The following is a 16,402-nucleotide window of genomic DNA, read 5'->3' as shown; positions in this document are numbered from 1 at the left end:
ACCTGCCCTCAGCGCGAACGGATACCGAAGTGGACGACAAACGGATGGTGAAGGTCTCGAAGTACCTCTCACGCCACCTGCGCCATGACCCCGGCCGGATCGGCATCGAACTCGACGAGCACGGCTGGGTCGACGTCGATGTGCTGCTCAAGGCCCTCGCCGACCGGAACTTCCAGGTCACGCGCGAGGAGCTCGAAGAGGTCGTGGCCCGCAACGACAAGCAGCGGTTCGCCTTGCGGGACGGGAGGATCCGCGCCAACCAGGGCCACACCGTGGACGTGGACCTCGACCTCAGCCCGGTCGCGCCCCCGCCCGTGCTCTACCACGGCACCGCGGGCGGCTTCGTCGCCACGATCCGCGACGAGGGCCTCAAGCCGATGGACCGGCACCATGTGCACCTCTCCCCCGACCGCGAGACGGCGATCAAGGTGGGCTCGCGCCGCGGCAAGCCCGTGGTCCTCGCGATCGACGCCCGCCGCATGGCCGGGGAGGGGTACACGTTCTACAAGTCCGAGAACGGCGTCTGGCTCACCGAGTACGTCCCGGCCTGGGCCATCATGTTCCCGGGATGACCGCGAACGCCCCGGGGCCGCCGTCCGCGATGGACGGCGGCCCCGGGCGTTCTCCGGACCTAGCCGACGGCGACCGGCATCTCGGCCGGGGCCTCGGCGCCCTTGCGGGCCTTGATGACCGTGACCGCGATGAGCAGGGCCGCCGCCGCGAGGCCCGCCGCGACCCAGTAGCCGAGGCGGAACCCGGCCGTCAGCGCCTCCGCCTGCGCCGTCCCGGATTCGAGGAGGTTCCCGGTGCGGGCCGAGACCGCGGTGCTGATCACCGCCAGGCCGACCGCGCCGCCGACCTGCTGCGCCGTGTTGAACAGGCCCGACGTGACACCGGCGTCCTCGGGCTTCGAGTCGGCCATGCCGAGCGTCATCAGGGCGGGCATCGCCAGGCCGAAGCCCAGCGGCGCGGTCACCATGCCCGGCAGCACGTCCGCCAGGTAGTTCCCGTCGGCCCGCATCTGGGCGAAGAGGACGAAGCCCGCGACCATGAGCGTCAGGCCGGTCAGCACCAGCGGACGGGCGCCGAAGCGGGTGAGCAGCCGCGGCGCCAGCGCCATCGAGACGACCGCGATCACGATCGGGGCGGGCAGGAACGCGAGGCCCGCGGCCAGCGGCGCGAACTCGAGGACCTGCTGCAGGTAGAGGACGGTGAAGAACATGAACCCGAAGGCCGAGCCGACCATGAGGGCCTGCGAGAGGTTCGCGCCGGCGACGTTGCGGGAGAACAGGATGCGCAGCGGGACCAGCGGGGCGGCGGCCTTCGCCTGGCGGACGAAGAAGCCGGCGAGGAGTGCGACCGCGAGGGCGCCGAGGCCGAGGGTGCGGGCCGAGGTGAGGCCGTAGCGCTCGGTCTCGATGAGGGTGTAGACGCCGAGCATGAGGCCGGCGGTGACGAGTGCCGCGCCGATGACGTCGGCTCCGGCCTTGATGCCGATGCCGCGGTCGGTGGGCAGGAGCTTCCAGGCCATGGCGGCGACGATGAGGCCGAAGGGCAGGTTCACGTAGAACACCGACTCCCAGCCGAGCGTCTCGGTGAGCACGCCGCCGATGACGCTGCCGGCGGCGCCGCCGCTGGCGGAGGCGAAACCGTAGACGCCGATGGCCTTCACCTGGTGCTGCGGTTCGCGGAAGATCGTGACGATCATGCCCAGCAGCCCGGCGGCGGTGATGGCGCCGCCGATGCCCTGCACGAAGCGGGCGCCGAGCAGGAAGCCCTGCGAGTCGGCCAGCGCCGCCGCGACGGAGGCGAGGGTGAACAGGGCCAGACCGGCGAGGAACACCTGCTTGCGGCTCACGAGGTCGCCGAGGCGGCCGGCGAGGAGGAGCAGGCCGCCGAAGGGGATCACGTAGGCGTTGACGGTCCACACGAGGTTCGCCTGGCTGAACGCGAGGTCGTCGCGGATGGCCGGCAAGGCGATGCTGACGATGTTCTGGTCGAGCACGATCATGAACTGGGCGGCCACGAGGGCGACCACGGCGAGCCAGCGGGTGCGGAGGCTCTGGGCTGCAATGGGTGACATCGGTAGCTCCTTTTGGGAAGGGCGGTTGCGGTAGCACATGGGGAACGTTTTGTTCCTGGGGTAATCATGTGTTCCAATGGAGCGATCCGTAAGAAGGCACTTTCATGTGCCAGGGGGTACAGGGATGTTCCTGTCCAGGTCGACCGGCCGTTTCCCTGGTTGTGATGTGCGACATAGGGGCCGTGGGTCGCGGCGCCGCAGAGGAGGACCGATGAGCGACGACTGCGTGCTGCCGAAGTCCGACGTGCAGGCCGAGGCCTGCCCGATCGTGCAGATCATCGACCGGGTCGCGGGCAAGTGGTCGGTGTCGATCCTGGTCGCGGCGATCCGCAACCCGGTTCGCTACACCGAGCTCGAGCGCTCGGTGCCCGGCATCTCCCGCCGGATGCTGACCTTGACGCTGCGGAACCTCGAGCGCGACGGGCTCCTCGAGCGCACGGTCTACCCGACCGTGCCGCCGAAGGTCGAGTACTCGGCGACGCCGAGCGCGCGGGAGCTGTACGGGCATTTGACGGGCCTGCTCGAATGGGCCGAGCGGCACCAGCCCGACATCATCGAGGCCCGGAAGGCGTACGACGAGCAGGCGCTGGCGGCATAAGGCGCAGACGGGCGGGTGCGGCCGGTGCCGCGGCACGCGGTGCCGCCGCGCGGCGGCCATAGGGCATGCCCCTTCCCACCCGCATCCGCCTCCGACCAGCCGAAGAAATGCGACGATGCTCCCACACGTGCCCGACATCGGACACGACGCGAGCATCACCCGCGTTCTGTTGCCGCCCTTGTCGTTCGCGGCTCAGGCCAGTTCGGCGAGCAGGGCCCGGTGGATCGGCGGGACGGCGGCGAGCACCGAGAGGGCGCCGTCGCCGTAGTCGACGCCGTCGAGGTCGGTGACGAGCACGCCGGCCTCGCGGCAGATCACGGTCCCGGCGGCCACGTCCCAGAGGTTCACGCGCTCATGGAAGACCGCGTCCACGCGGCCCGCCGCGAGCCAGCACATGTCGAGCGCGGCCGTGCCGAGCATCCGGATGCGCTGCACCTTCGGCACGAGCCGCTGCAGGGTGGCGAGGCGGCGGAGGTTGCGCTTGTCCGCGTCGGGACCGACCGAGAAGTCCCCCATGGCGACCACGGCCTCGGAGAGCCGGGACGGCCCGGCGGTGTGCAGGGCCTGCTTGTTCAGGGCCGCGCCGTGGCCGAGGGCGGCGCTGAACCGCTCTTCGGACATGGGGGCGTGGACGACGCCCACGACCGGCATGCCGTTGCGCACCAGTGCGAGCGATACGCCGAACATCGGCGAGCCGTGCGCGAAGTTGATGGTCCCGTCGATCGGGTCGAGCACCCACTCGTAATGCGATTCGGTGTCGCCCGTGCGGCCCCGCTCCTCCCCCAGCAGCGGGATCGCGGGGGTCTCGCGTTCGAGGAACGCGCGGACCGCGTCCTCCGCGGCGTAGTCGAGGTCCGTCGCGAAATCGCGGTCGCCCTTGCCGCTGATCGAGCGCTCGCGTCCGATCCCCGCCCGGATCACCGCCACCGCCGTCTCGGCCGCCTGCTCGGCCGTGCCCAGGAATTCCAGCAGCTCGCTCATTATTCGGTTCCTCGTCTCCGTCCGACCCACCCGACAGGACCTCATCCTAAAGGTGCAAGACCATGCGGCACTTGGACTCCCGGTGCGACGATCCGCCGGAAATTTCCGAAGCGCCGCACGAGACGGGCCGGTGCCCCGCATTCCGGGGTACACCGGCCCAATCCGGTCAGCCGGTCGGCAGCCACACCCGCATCGAGGCGGGGCCGCGAGTAGCCCTGCGGTGGAACGGAATGAGCGCGACTTCGGCGGACTTGCCCTCCTCCTGGGGCGCGGCGGGACCGTACGGCCAGGCCCCGTCGCGGTCGTGGACCTGCGCGGACACGAAGATCCGGCCGTCGCGCTCGACGGGTGCCACCGACGTGTCTACCGTGAGTTCCGCCACGTCCGCACCGCACGGGAGGTCGATCGACTCCGCGCACAGCACCACCGGCCCGCGTTCGACGGCCGCGCAGCCGCGCACCGCGTCGATGCGCGGGTCCGGCACGGTCCATCTCGGGGCCACGGGAAGATCCAACCGGATCTCGTCGCCGGGGACGAAAGCCGCGGTCACGGTCGCGGTGCTCCCGGCTTCGACCGCGCGGGCCGCACCGTCCGGGCCGGTCACCCGCGCGCCCTCGGCCCAGGCCGGGACGCGGAGCGAGACGGTGCGCTCACCGCCGCCGTTGGCCTCCACGCGGATGCGCACGGCGCCGTCGTCCGGGTAGGCGGTCGCCATCGTGAACGCGAACCGCGCGCCGCCCACGACCGTGTCGACCACGGCCGGCGCGTACTGGTGGACCTGCACCCCCGTCTCGTCGGCCGTCGCCAGGTAGACCGCGAACTGCGCGAAGGTGCGCGCCAGGTTCGTGGGGCAGCACGAGACGTCGTACCAGGGCGCGCGCTGGCCGCCCGCGGCCTGGTGCGAGAGCGCCGCGTCGGTGGGCGGCACCGCGTCGGCGGTGCGGACGTGGAGCGGATTGGCGTAGAAGAACGAGGTCCCGTCGGGGTGGACGGCGCCGGAGAGGACGTTCCAGGCGACCCGCTCGATGAGGTCGCCGTGGCGCATGTCGCCGGTGGCGAGCATGAGCCGCCACGCGGTCATCACGGCCGCGACGCCCGCGCACGACTCGGCGTAGGCCCGGTCCGGAGGCAGCGCGAAGTCCGGCCCGAACGCCTCGTCGATGTACCGCGAGCCCATGCCGCCGGTCAGATGGGTGCGGCGGGTCACGGTCCGGTCCCATTGGCGCCCAACGGCTTCCAGCAGCTCATCGTCGCCGGTCTCGACCGCGACGTCGACCGCGCCCGCCGCGAGGTAGAGCGCCCGCACGGCGTGGCCGCGCAGGACCTCGGCCTCGCGGACCGGCACGTCGTCCTGGTAGTAGGCGCGGCCGAAGCCGCCGTCCCCGAGCGTGTGCGTGCCGCGCCGCTCGACGAACAGCCGGGCCTGCTCGAGGTAGCGGGACTCGCCGGTGGCGCGGGCGAACTCGGCCAGGCCCAGCTCGATCTCGGCGTGCCCGCAGACCTTCTCGAGGCCGCCGGGACCGAACACGTCGCACACGTGGTCGGCGGCGCGGCGGCACAGCCGCGTGAAGTCGTCCTCGCCGTGGCACCGCAGCCGCGCCACCCCCGCCTGGAGGAGGTGCCCGTAGCAGTACAGCTCGTGGCCCCATTCCAGTTCGGAGTAGCGCGGCCGCTGGCCGGGGTGGCCGAACATGGTGTTGAGGTAGCCGTCCTCCTCTTGCGCGGCGGCGATGACCGCGGCGAGTTCGCGGAAGCGCGCCTCGAGCCCGGGGTCGCCGGTGCGGCCGATCTCCCAGGCCATGGCCTCGGCGAGCTTGTAGACCTCGGAGTCGGAGAACTCGCGGCCGGCCCGATCGAACGGCGCTCCCGTGGCGGCCCGGGTGAAGTTGTCGATCCAGCCGAGCTTCCCGAGCCAGTGCAGGCAGTGCCCGATCGAGGCGGCGGCGTTGACGGCTTGGCGTTCGGCCCAGTGGCCGCCGGTCACGCGCGCTTCGCCGAAGCCGAGCGGGCGCAGCGCCCCGCGACCGGGCAGCACGGGACTGCACTGCGCAGCAGCTCCGGTTCGGGGAGAGGCGGCGCCGGCGGCGCCGGCGGGCGGGGTGACGGGTGTGGACGTCGTCATCCTTTGATGGCTCCTGACATGAATCCGCGGACATAGTGGCGCTGGAGCAGTGCGAACAGCACCAGGCAGGGCAGCGCCATGACGACCACGCCCGCCTGCGTCGCCCCGAAGTCGATGGCGCCCATCGACTGCTGGCGCAGGTTGGCGATGGCCACCGGCAGCACGGCCTTGTCGGCCTCGCTGACGAGGACGAGCGGGGCGATGAAGTCGTTCCAGGCGGCCAGGAACGAGAACAGCCCGACCGTGATGAGTCCCGGCCACACCGCGAACAGCATGATCCGGGTGAGGACGCCGAAGGTCCCGGCGCCGTCGCACATCGCCGACTCCTCGATCTCCTTGGGCACCGCCTCGAACGAGATGCGCATCATGAACACCGCGAACGGCAGCTGGTAGAGGGTCAGGACCAGCGCGAGCCCGGTGAGGGTGTTGCGCAGGCCCAGGTCGCCCAGCATCGAGTAGAGCGGGATGAGCAGCGTCGAGTACGGGACCATGAGGATCGCGAGGGTCAGCAGGAACAGCGTGTCCCGGCCGCGGAACGTGAAGCGCGCGAACGCGTACCCGCCGGCGATCGAGAGCGCCAGCGTGAACGCCACGGTGAGGATCGAGACGTACGCGCTGTTCCACAGGTAGCGGCCGAGGCCGGCGTCGTACTCGAGGAGGCTGACGTAGTTCCCGAAGCCGAAGCCGTCCTGCTGGTTGGTGGCCCCGGCGGGGGCGACCGAGGCGTAGCCGGTCCAGATCAGCGGGAACAGGAACAGGACGGTCAGGCCTCCCGCGAGCGCGTAGTACGAGGTCGTCCAGAGCTTGGTGCTCACTGGTCATCCCTTCTGAGGGCCCGGAACTGGCCGATGTTGAGCACCAGGAGCGCGGCGAGCACGACCACGGAGATCGCGGCGGCGGCCCCGAGGTCGAAGCGCTGGAAGGCCTCCCGGTAGATGAGCTGCACGACGGTGACCGTGCTGTTGTCGGGCCCGCCCTTGGTGAGGATGAAGAACTGGTCGAACGCCAGGAGCGAGCCGGTGACGGACAGGATGAGGACGAGGCCGAGCGCGGGCCGCAGGAGCGGGACGGTGACGTGCCGGAACGACTGCCAGCGGTTCGCACCGTCGAGGCGGGCGGCCTCGTACACGTCGGGCGGGATCGACTGGAGGCCCACGAGCAGGATGATCATGAAGAACCCCGCGAACTTCCACACGATGAGAACCACTGTGGACCACAGGGCGGCGGTGGGGGTGCCGAGCCACGAGACCGGGCCGAGGCCGAACGACTCCAGGAGCGGGTCCAGCGGGCCGATCGCGGGGCTGTAGAACCCGAAGAACAGCAGGGACGCCGACGCGAGCCCGAGCGTGGTCGGCAGGAAGTACGCGGTGCGGAAGAACCCGGTGCCCTTGCGGCGGTCGGCGACGATGAGCGCCAGCAGCAGCGAGAGCCCGATGAGGATGACGACGACGATCCCGGTGTACTTGAGCGTGAAGCCCACCGCGGGCCAGAACAGCGGGTTGTCGGCGATCCCGGCGTAGTTGTCAGGCAGGTTGATGCCGAGGTCGCCGGCCAGCAGCGGCCAGTCGGACGCGGACATGCGCCCGACCAGCAGCAGCGGCGCGACGAAGAAGGCCAGCACGAAGGCCGCCACGGGGGCGGCGTAGAGGGCGCCGGCCAGCTTGCGCGAGTAACGCATATGGAGTTTTCCCGCCTAACTGGAGAGTGAAGCCGTGACGTCGTCGTTGAGCGGACCGAGGTCCGCGCCCGCCGGGCCGTAGACGGCCTCGCGGACCAGCGGCAGCCACGGGCCCTGCGGGTCGTTGAAGGTCTGGCCGAACTTGAGCGAGTAGGGGGTGCGGCCGACGGCGACGAGGTCGTTCATGACCACCGCGTTCGGGTTGTCGGCGTAGTACTCGTTGCCGACGAGGTCGGTGCGGGCCATGACGTCCCCGTGGGCGGCGAGGAGCTCGACCTGCTGCTCCTCCTCGAGGCTCCAGCGCAGGAAGTCCCACGCCTGGTTGGGGTGCTCGGAGTTGGCGCTGATGCCGATCGAGTCGCCGCCGACGAACGTGGACTGCCCGCCGGTGAGGCCGGGGATGGGCGCGACGCCGATGTTCATGTCCTCGGGCATGAGGCCGAGCATGGTCGAGGGCATCGGCATGACGCCGATGTTCCCTTCGGGGAAGAGGGACACCCAGGTCGCTCCGGTCTCCTCGGCGTGGCCGGGGGCGACGACGCCGTCCTCGACGAGACTCCGGTAGGTCGCGTACAGCTCCTGCGCCTCAGGGGAGTCGAGCAGCGATTCGGTGCCCTCCTCGTTCATGACCTCCACGCCTTCGGCCCACAGCGTGGGCCACCAGGTGAAGACGAAGCAGCCGCCGCAGTTGCCGCCGAAGAACGTGCCGCTCACGTCCCCGCCGAGGGCGTCCACGGCGCGGGCCTGCTCGGCGAACTCGGCGAGGGTCGTCGGCGGCCGCTCGGGGTCGAGCCCGGCCTGGGTGTAGAGGTCCTTGTTGTAGAACAGGACTGAGAGGTCGAGCGTGTGCGGCACCAGGTACTCGCGGTCGTCCACGGTGCCCGCGTCGAGGTGGGAGGGCGCGAGGGCGTCCTTGAACTCGAGCGAGTCGATCCGGTCGGTGATGTCGAGGAAGGCCCCGGCGGTGGTGAAGTTCGGGGCGAACACGACGTCGAGCGCGAACAGGTCGGGCAGCTCCCGGTTGCCCGCGGCGGTGCCGACGCGGGTCTGGTAGTCGTCGGTGGGGATGACGGTGAGCTCGATCTGGTTCTCATGGCTGGCGTTGTAGGCGTCCACGAGCCGCTGCGACTGGGCTTCGGTGGCGGCGCGCGTCCACATGGTGAGGGTGGTGCCGTCGTCGACGCCTTCGAGGACGACCTCGCCTCCGCCGCCGCCGCCGGGTCGGCCGTCGCCGCACCCGGCGGCCAGCAGGGCCGCCGCGGCGAGGACCGCCCCCGCGCGCGCGGCCCGGGAGGGGCGCTTGTTCCTGCTCATTTCCGGTCTCCTCTATGTAAGGGATCTAAGGGGTTTCGCGGCGGCTGGCGCCGCCGCCAGTAGCGGTGGTACGGGTCAAGCTCCCCTGGTCTGGACGACCTGCTGCATCGTCCCGTCGGCGTTGAAGTAGAGCGGGTCGATCGCGACCGACCGGCGGAAGTCGCCGCCCCCGGCGGCGTCGGCGGTGTGGTAGACCATCCACCACTGGCCGTTGAACTGCTCGATCGCCGGGTGGTTCGTGGTCGAGGTGACCTGGCCGAGGACCACGCCCCGGTGCGTCCACGGCCCGGCCGGGTCCGAGGCGGTCGCGTAGCGGATGCAGGCGTACGACGAGCTGGTCACGCAGCCCGAGCCGCCGTTGGAGGCGTAGGCCATGTAGTAGGTGCCGTTCCGCTTGAACATCCACGGCGCCTCCCAGAACTCGGTCAGGCCCGTCGGGGTCGTGACCGGCCCCGCGAGGGAGGTCATGTTCGGGTTCAGCTTGGCCATGCGCGGCTGCCAGTACGAGCCCCAGTAGAGGTAGATCTGGCCGTCGTCGTCGATGAACACGGTCGGGTCGATGTTGAGCGCCGAGGAGTTCGGGGTCGAGTCCGAGACCAGCGGGCCGCCGATGGCGTCGACGAACGGGCCGAGCGGGCTGTTGGAGACCGCGACGCCGATGTTCATCCAGCCGTTGTCGGTGCTGCCGTCCACGGAGACGAACCAGTAGTAGCGCCCGTCCGGGCCCTGGACCACTTCGGACGCCCACGCGTTCGCCCCGGCCCACGCGAACGTGGAGAGGGACAGCTTGACGCCGTGCGAGGTCCACGCGGCCGGGTCGTTGTCGGGGGCCTTGGAGGAGAACACGTGCCACTCGTCCATCACGAAGGCCTGCTGGTTCGCGGCGGCCTCGTCGCGGCCCGAGTAGAGGTACATGGTGTCGCCCACGACCAGGGTCGCCGGGTCGGCGGTATAGATATTGCGGACGATCGGGTTGCCGGTCTGGGAGGCCGAGCCCTTGCCCCAGACCTTCCATTCGAGGACGCCCACGGAGGCGGTCCCGCTCTGGAGGACGGCGCGGAGCGCGGTGGTGGTGACGGCGTTGAAGTCGGTGTGGTTGTAGGCGTTGGCGGCGACGCCGTAGGCGCTGGCGCCGCTCACGGGGGTCCAGGCGCCGTTGTCGAGGTACTCGATGCGCCAGCCGGCCGGGACGCGGACGCCACCGGGGCCGGAGTTGAACGAGTCGTCGAAGAAGTACAGGTCCGAGGCGTTCACGGTGACCGGGGCGGCCCAGGTCAGCTGCACCCATTGGGAACCGGTCTGGGGCCAGGTGCCCCAGCGCGGGTTCCGGGTGTCGTTGGAGCCGGGCGGCTCGATGCCGTCGTTGACCGCGGCCACGGTCTCCCACGAGGAGGTGTAGGAGGCCGAGGGGGTCGCCGAGCGGGCGACGTTGACCGCCTGCTGCGCTTGCGCGGGGGTCGCGATCTGGAAGAGGCTCCAGGCCAGGGCCGCGGCGAGCGCGGCGGCGAACATTCGTCTGAGTGCGTTGGGCTGCATGGGAAGTCTCCTAAATGCCGGTGGGAGATCAGCTGCTGACGGTGACGGTGGCTTCGGCGGCGAGGGAGGTGCCGGCGATGGTGCCTCGGACAGTGAAGGTGCCGGGCTGGGCGTAGTCGGCCGGGTCGACCGGTTCCCAGGTGACGGTGGTGCTGACGTTGTCCTTCGAGCCGTCGTTGTAGACGGCGGTGACGGTGGCGGGCAGTTGCGGCGCCGTCCCGGCGGTGGTGGTGACCGCTTCGGTCTCGAGCGCGGTGATCTCGACCAGGTCGTGGAGTCTGACGTGGACGGTTGCGGCGGCGGGGAGGGCGAGGCCGGTGACGAGGCCGCCGACGGGGACGTGGGTGGCGGGTTCGTCGAGGTCCTCGGGAGTGAGCTGCTGCCAGACGACGGGCTGCTCGAGGCGGGTGCCGTCGGCGTAGACGCAGGTGACGGTGGCGGGGAGGTCGGGGACGTGGCCGACGACGGTCGGCTGGTGGACGGCCCTGACCTGTTGCGGCGCTTCGGCGAAGGCCTTCCATTCGAGGATCCCGACGCTGGCGGCGCCGCTCTGGAGGACCGCGCGGAGCGCGGTGGTGGTGACGGGCTCGAACGTGACCTGGTTGTACTGGTCGGCGGCGGTGCCGTAGGGGCCGTCGGCGGCGACGTCCTTCCACTGGTCGCCGTCGCGGTACTGGAGTTTCCAGGACGCCGGGGTGCGGACACCGCCGCCGTCGTCGAGGAAGTACATGTCGCTGGCGTCGAGGCGGACCGGGGTCTCCCAGTCGAGCTGCACCCACTGCTCGCCCTCTTCGGGCCAGGTGCCCCAGCGGGGGTTGTTCCCGTCGTCGGAGCGGGGCGGGTCGATGCCGTCGTTGATCGCGGTGATGTTCTCCCAGGGCGAGGTGTAGGAGCCTGTGGGCGCGGCGAACAGGGCCGCGTTGGCGCGGTCGTCGGGTTCGGCGACCACTATCTCCACAGTGGAGTCCGCTTCGGCGGCGCCGTCCGAGGCGGCGAGCTGGAGCGTGTACGTGCCCGGTTCGGTGAAGGTGGCGACGGTGGCCGAGGCGGTGGCGTCGTCGAAGACGACCGCGCCGGGGCCGGCCGCTTTCGACCAGGCGACGGTGAGCGCGCCGTCGAGGGGCAGGCCGTCGTCCTTGACGGTGCCGGTGAGGCGGGCCTGCATCGGCGAACGGAAGCTCAGGTTCTGCCTGGCGAGGGCGTACGGCGCGGAGTTCTCCGGCGGGCTCACGTCATGGCCGCTGCGCAGAAGCCGGACTTCCTTGAGGCCCGTGGCGTGGCCGTCCTGGTGGTCCATGAGGATGCGGACGCGGTCGGTGGTGACCTCCGGGAACCGCACCTGGTTGAAGTTGGCCTGCGGGACGGCCGGTGCCTTGGCCTGGTCCCGGACGGTGACCCAGTCGGTGCCGTCGTGGTACTGGACCTGGTAGACGGCGGGTTCGGCGAGGCCGTCGACCGTGCGGTCGCGGTAGAAGTAGAGGCGGGCCTCGTCGATCGCGACGTTCCCTCCGAGGTCCACTTCGTACCAGTCGGTCTCGTTGCCGGAGCCGGCGCTGGACCAGTAGGGGGCGTTGATGGTCGTGCCGTCGACGGCCCCGGCGGTGCTGCCGCCGTTCGCGGTGTGCGAGGCGGTGGCGGTGCGGCCTTCGGCGAGGTTCTCGGCGTCGCCTTCGAGGTCGGCGCCGGCCTTGTTGAATACATCGACCACGCGGCCGTCGAGTTCGACCTCTTCGGGGGCCGAGAGGTCCTTCATCTTCTTGCTCTTGAGGACCTTGCCGCCCGCGGGCAGCTCGACCCTGCCGGTGTCCGGGTCCCACACGGCCGGGACGAGGCTGTCGAGGGTGAAGGCGCGCTTGCCGTCGATGTAGACGGAGTAGCCCTCGGGGATGCCCTGGTAGTGGACTTTGCCGTCCTTCGGCTTGTCCCAGACGATGGTGAGGTCGGCATCGCGGTAGCGGAGGTTGTCGACGGTGAAGTGGTCCCAGCCGATGTCGATCGGGGAGAGCTCGACCTTCTCGTCGGTGCGGGGGCGCAGGCCCGCCACGTCCTCCACATAGGTCCAGATGCTGGAGCCGAGGGTGGTGTGGTGGATCCAGGAGCGGTAGTCGATCGACTCGTCCCCGGCGTTCCAGTCGGCCCAGAACTCGTTGGAGTCGGGCCAGGCGGTGTCGCCGCCGATGTAGGTGGCCCAGGCGTTCCAGTACAGGAGCTGCTTGTAGTCCTCGGCGGTGATCGAGTCCTGGTCGTAGTCGCGGATCGCGGAGGAGAACAGCCGGAACTGGACGGTGGAGTTGATCTGCGAGAAGTTGTTCGAACCGGGATCGCCCTGCTCGGCGGCCTCGGCCTTGTCGGCCTGGTTGGCGGTGTAGAACGGGAAGACCGGGTACTCGGCGGGGTCCTCGAAGAGGCGCAGCGCGTCGGTGTACTGCGGCTCGTTCGGGACGGCACCCACCGAGAACGGGTAGTAGTTGTTGATCTCCTTCCACGGCACGTGCTCGCCGGACTCGACGTGGACGTGCTCGAAGAGCCGCGTGTCGGGGTTCCAGAGGACGTCGGTGATCGCGGCCTGGATGTCGGCGGCGAGGTCGCGCATCTCGGCCGCCTTCGCGGTGTCGCCGATGAGCTCGTACGCCTCTGCGGCGGCGATCGCGCCGGAGTACTGGTAGGCGGATTCGGCCCGGTCGAGGTCGCCGTCCCGCCAGTGGAAGGAGACGGCGTCGGCGTCGTTGCCGGTCATCGCGCCCCAGTCGTACTCGATGAGGTGGTTGCCGTTGGAGTCGAAGGTCTCGAGCTGGCCCTTGACGTCGCCTTCGGCGTAGCGGGCGAGGTTCTCGACGACGTCCTCGGGACCGCCGTGGACCTGGTAGGAGCGCCAGGCGGCCTCGGCGATGTACTGCGTGTAGGAGTTCGACCAGTTCTCGGGGTCCCCGGGGTTGTCCATGAAGCGCCCGCCGCGTGAGGACTCGCCGGTGGAGACCCAGGGGCCGTAGGAGTAGGCGGGGTCGCGCAGGTACTTCAGGTCGTCGATGAACATCGGGACGGTGAGGGCGATGGCGTTGTTGTAGCCCAGGACGCCCTCGATCGAGGTGGGGAACTGGAAGTCGTTGCCCGGGATGTCCGCGTCGAGGTAGTTGTAGCGCATCAGCCACCAGCGGTAGTAGATGAACTTCTTGTGGGCCTCGTCGGGGACGTCGAAGTAGGGGAGGTTGTCCGCCCACCACCGGTTGTACACCTGCACGTGGGCGGCGAAGGCGTCCTCGGGGCCGGCGGCCTTGAATGTCTCGTACTCGGTGGTCGAGGCGGGGATTTCGGTGGCGACCATGCCGAGCTGGACCTTGAACGTGGCCGATTCGCCTTGGGCGAGTTCGAGTTCACCGGCGAGGCCGCCGTCCGCGGGGGCGAGGCCGGTGCCCGAGAGGCGCGGGAAGACGGTGGTGAGTCGCTCGCCACGGGAGTTCTGGACGTCGAGGACGCCGGTGAGCTCGTCGCCGGAGGCCTGCCATGCGAAGTCGGAGTCGACGCGGACGGGGACCGTGGCCGCAGCGCCCTCGTTGGTGACCGTGACGTTCGCGACCGCCACGTTGTTGTCGGTGATGAACTTCTGGACCTCGGCGGTGAGGCCGCCGCCTTCGTGGACGCTGGTCCAGTGGCTGGGAGTCTGGCGGCGCCGGTCGACGACCTCGGTGAAGTCGGCGTCACCGATGTCGATCGTGAAGCCGTCGGTGTTGGCGGCACGGTCAAAGAACGGGTCGTAGTAGGCGAGCTGGCCGCCGAAGCCGATCACGTCGGGGTCGTGGACGCGCATGAGGAGCGCGCGGCCGCGGGTCATGAGCCACTGGTCGCCGGCGGGGTCGGCGCCTTTGCGGGCGAGGAGGCGGTCCATCCAGAAGTCGGTGCCGCCGGCCTCGGCCTCGTACATCGCCGGCATCATGCCGGTCACGTCGTACGGGACCGGCTCGGGCGGGACGGCGTCGCCGCCGGTGAACTCGGGGTAGCCGATGGTCTGCTGGGCCGCGGCGGGGCCCGCGGCGCCGACGACGAGGCCGGAGGCGAGGGCCAGGGATGCGGCGGTGGCGAGGAGTCGGGTGGACGTGGGGCGATGCGCCATTGCGTGCCTCCGGGAAGGATGCGGGGGTGTGCCGGGGCGCCGAAAGAGGCCGAAAACCTTTTCGGTATCCGCGTCGCCACCGATGCTATTGGCCGCGCCGCAGCGATGTCAATGCATTGATCGGCATGAATTCGAACTGGGCCGGTGCCCGAAAGCCGGTTCGGCAAAGTTTCGGCCGGTCGGCTACAGTCGGGGCAGCCCGCAGAAGCGCCGGCCGCCGCGGCGGCGGTCCCGGCCCGGGCTCCGGCAGAAGGAGGACGAGTGGCCCGAACCCCCGCGCCGCGCGGCACGCGCGCCGCCACACTGTCCGATGTGGCCCGTCTGGCGGGCGTCTCGGTGGCCACGGCCTCGAAGGCGCTCAACGGCCGCAACCACGTGCACGCCCAGACCCGCGAGCGGGTCCTCGAGGCGGCCGCGCAGCTCTCGTTCTCCCCCAACTCGCTCGCCCGCGGCCTCCTCGCCGGGCGCACCGGCACGGTCGGGCTCCTCACCTCGGACCTGGTGGGCCGCTTCAGCCTCCCGATCCTCATGGGCGCGGAGGACGCGTTCGGCGCGGGCCAGGTCTCGGTGTTCCTGTGCGACGCGCGCGGCGACGCCATCCGGGAGCGCCACCACGTGCAGGCCCTGTTGAGCCGCCGCGTGGACGGGCTCATCGTGGTGGGCTCGTCCACGAACCCGCGGCCGCCGCTGGCCGACGCGGTGGACGTGCCGGTCGTGTACGCCTACGCGCCTTCCGAAGCGCCCGAGGACCTCTCGATCGTGCCCGACAACGTGAACGCCGGCCGCATGGCCGTCGAGCACCTGATCGCCTGCGGGCGCACCAGGATCGCCCACATCAGCGGCGACCGGCACTACAGCGCCGCGCTCGACCGCGCGGCGGGCGCGCAGGCCGCGCTCGACGCGGCCGGGCTCGAACTCGTCGGTGAAGTCGCTTACGGCGCTTGGGAAGAGGGCTGGGGCCGCGCGGCGGCCGGGATGCTGCTCGACCGCGAGCCGGAGGTGGACGCGGTCCTGTGCGGCTCGGACCAGGTGGCCCGCGGCGTGCTGGACACGCTGCGCGAACGCGGCCGCCGCGTTCCTGAGGACGTGGCGGTGATGGGCTTCGACAACTGGGACGTGCTCGCCACGGGCGCGCGCCCGCAGCTGACCAGTGTGGACCAGAACCTCGAGGAGCTCGGCCGCGCGGCGGCCCGGGCCCTGTTCGAGGCGATCGACGCCGAGCACGGCCGCGGCGTCCACACCGTGCAGTGCCGGGTCGTCGTCAGGGGTTCCACCGCCTCGGCCGGCTAGGCCTCGGGCACGTGGCAGTCGGCGAGGTGGTCGTCGACCATGCCGACGGCCTGCATCATCGCGTACGCGGTGGTCGGCCCCACGAACTTGAAGCCGCGCTTCTTGAGCGCCTTGGAGAGCGCGGTCGACTCGGGCGTCACCGCGGGCACGTCCGCGATCCGCTTCGGCCGCGCGCGCCGCTCGGGCGCGAAGGACCACACGAGGTCGCTGAGCCCGCCGTCAAGGTCCGCGGCGGCCTTGGCGTTCGCGATGGTGGCGTCGATCTTGAGGCGGTTGCGCACGATGCCCTCGTCGGCGAGGAGCCGCTCCGAGTCAGCTTCGGTGAACGCGGCGACCTTCACGATCGCGAAGCCCTCGAACGCCTTGCGGAAGGCCTCGCGCTTGCGCAGGATCACCAGCCACGACAGCCCCGACTGGAAGGCCTCCAGGCTCACCCGCTCGAACAGGGCGTCGTCGCCCCGGACCGGGCGCCCCCACTCCTGGTCGTGGTACTCCCGGTAGATCTCCGGGGCCACGCCCCAGGGGCACCTCGCCAGCCCGTCGACCTCACCGGCAACCGCATCGCCCACCGCTCACTCCCGTCCCTCTGCCGACCGTCCCGAGCGTACGCACCGCCACCGACAGTCCCGTCCCGCCGACCCCGGCCCGCTTATTGCAAAATACTTGCAATAGAGTCGTGTGAGTCCCCGCTG

Annotated in this window: 12 protein-coding genes; 3 read left to right on the top strand and 9 right to left on the bottom strand. The window is 70.7% G+C overall.

All coding sequences use genetic code 11. From position 1 onward, the window contains the following. Positions 1 to 29 precede the first annotated feature (29 nt). Positions 30 to 572 (top strand): RNA 2'-phosphotransferase, encoded by a 543-nt coding sequence (locus J5V16_RS02400; protein ID WP_208494343.1) that lies wholly within the window; start codon positions 30 to 32, stop codon positions 570 to 572. Between the two features lie 59 nt (positions 573 to 631). Here the strand turns inward: J5V16_RS02400 and J5V16_RS02395 are convergent, their stop codons facing one another. After that, positions 632 to 2,083 (bottom strand): MFS transporter, encoded by a 1,452-nt coding sequence (locus J5V16_RS02395; protein WP_208494342.1) that lies wholly within the window; start codon positions 2,081 to 2,083, stop codon positions 632 to 634. 211 nt (positions 2,084 to 2,294) lie between these two features. On the opposite strand from J5V16_RS02395, the gene J5V16_RS02390 reads away from it, so the two are divergent. Next, positions 2,295 to 2,681 carry a winged helix-turn-helix transcriptional regulator gene (locus J5V16_RS02390; protein WP_208494340.1) on the top strand — a complete coding sequence of 129 codons (387 nt, stop codon included), beginning with the start codon at positions 2,295 to 2,297 and terminating at the stop codon, positions 2,679 to 2,681. 192 nt (positions 2,682 to 2,873) lie between these two features. On the opposite strand, the gene J5V16_RS02385 is transcribed toward J5V16_RS02390, so the two are convergent. The 7 genes from J5V16_RS02385 to J5V16_RS02355 form a co-directional block, all read right to left on the bottom strand. Next, the gene (locus tag J5V16_RS02385; protein ID WP_208494338.1) at positions 2,874 to 3,662 is read right to left on the bottom strand and encodes an inositol monophosphatase family protein; all 789 of its coding nucleotides are present in this window, start codon (positions 3,660 to 3,662) and stop codon (positions 2,874 to 2,876) included. A gap of 166 nt (positions 3,663 to 3,828) precedes the next feature. Next, positions 3,829 to 5,784, bottom strand: coding sequence for a glycoside hydrolase family 127 protein (locus J5V16_RS02380; RefSeq protein ID WP_208494337.1), 1,956 nt, complete (start codon positions 5,782 to 5,784; stop codon positions 3,829 to 3,831). Beyond that, on the bottom strand, positions 5,781 to 6,599 hold the full coding sequence (locus J5V16_RS24105; protein ID WP_208494336.1) for a carbohydrate ABC transporter permease: 819 nt from the start codon (positions 6,597 to 6,599) through the stop codon (positions 5,781 to 5,783). Before J5V16_RS24105 ends, J5V16_RS02380 begins: the two co-directional genes overlap by 4 nt. Then, positions 6,596 to 7,462: a carbohydrate ABC transporter permease gene (locus tag J5V16_RS02370; RefSeq protein WP_208494335.1), complete on the bottom strand. Its 867-nt coding sequence runs from the start codon at positions 7,460 to 7,462 to the stop codon at positions 6,596 to 6,598. The genes J5V16_RS24105 and J5V16_RS02370 overlap by 4 nt, the downstream gene beginning before the upstream one ends. A gap of 15 nt (positions 7,463 to 7,477) precedes the next feature. Next, positions 7,478 to 8,776 (bottom strand): ABC transporter substrate-binding protein, encoded by a 1,299-nt coding sequence (locus J5V16_RS02365; RefSeq protein WP_208494334.1) that lies wholly within the window; start codon positions 8,774 to 8,776, stop codon positions 7,478 to 7,480. A gap of 75 nt (positions 8,777 to 8,851) precedes the next feature. Next, complete coding sequence (locus J5V16_RS02360) at positions 8,852 to 10,312, bottom strand: family 43 glycosylhydrolase (protein ID WP_208494333.1); 1,461 nt, start codon at positions 10,310 to 10,312, stop codon at positions 8,852 to 8,854. Between the two features lie 28 nt (positions 10,313 to 10,340). After that, entirely contained in the window at positions 10,341 to 14,420 is a 4,080-nt protein-coding gene (locus J5V16_RS02355; protein ID WP_208494332.1) for a discoidin domain-containing protein, read from the bottom strand. 261 nt (positions 14,421 to 14,681) lie between these two features. Here J5V16_RS02355 and J5V16_RS02350 point away from each other — a divergent pair, with 261 nt between their 5' ends. Beyond that, a complete protein-coding gene (locus J5V16_RS02350; RefSeq protein WP_208494331.1) occupies positions 14,682 to 15,710 on the top strand; it encodes a LacI family DNA-binding transcriptional regulator in 1,029 nt (342 codons plus the stop codon). Here the strand turns inward: J5V16_RS02350 and J5V16_RS02345 are convergent. Continuing rightward, positions 15,707 to 16,279 carry a DNA-3-methyladenine glycosylase I gene (locus tag J5V16_RS02345; protein WP_208494330.1) on the bottom strand — a complete coding sequence of 191 codons (573 nt, stop codon included), beginning with the start codon at positions 16,277 to 16,279 and terminating at the stop codon, positions 15,707 to 15,709. The genes J5V16_RS02350 and J5V16_RS02345 overlap by 4 nt on opposite strands. Positions 16,280 to 16,402 lie beyond the last annotated feature (123 nt).

Source organism: Glycomyces niveus, from assembly GCF_017592475.1.
GTDB classification, from domain to species: domain Bacteria; phylum Actinomycetota; class Actinomycetes; order Mycobacteriales; family Micromonosporaceae; genus Glycomyces; species Glycomyces niveus.
Note: the sequence above shows the minus strand (reverse complement) of the source record. Positions and strands in the feature narration are given on the sequence as shown.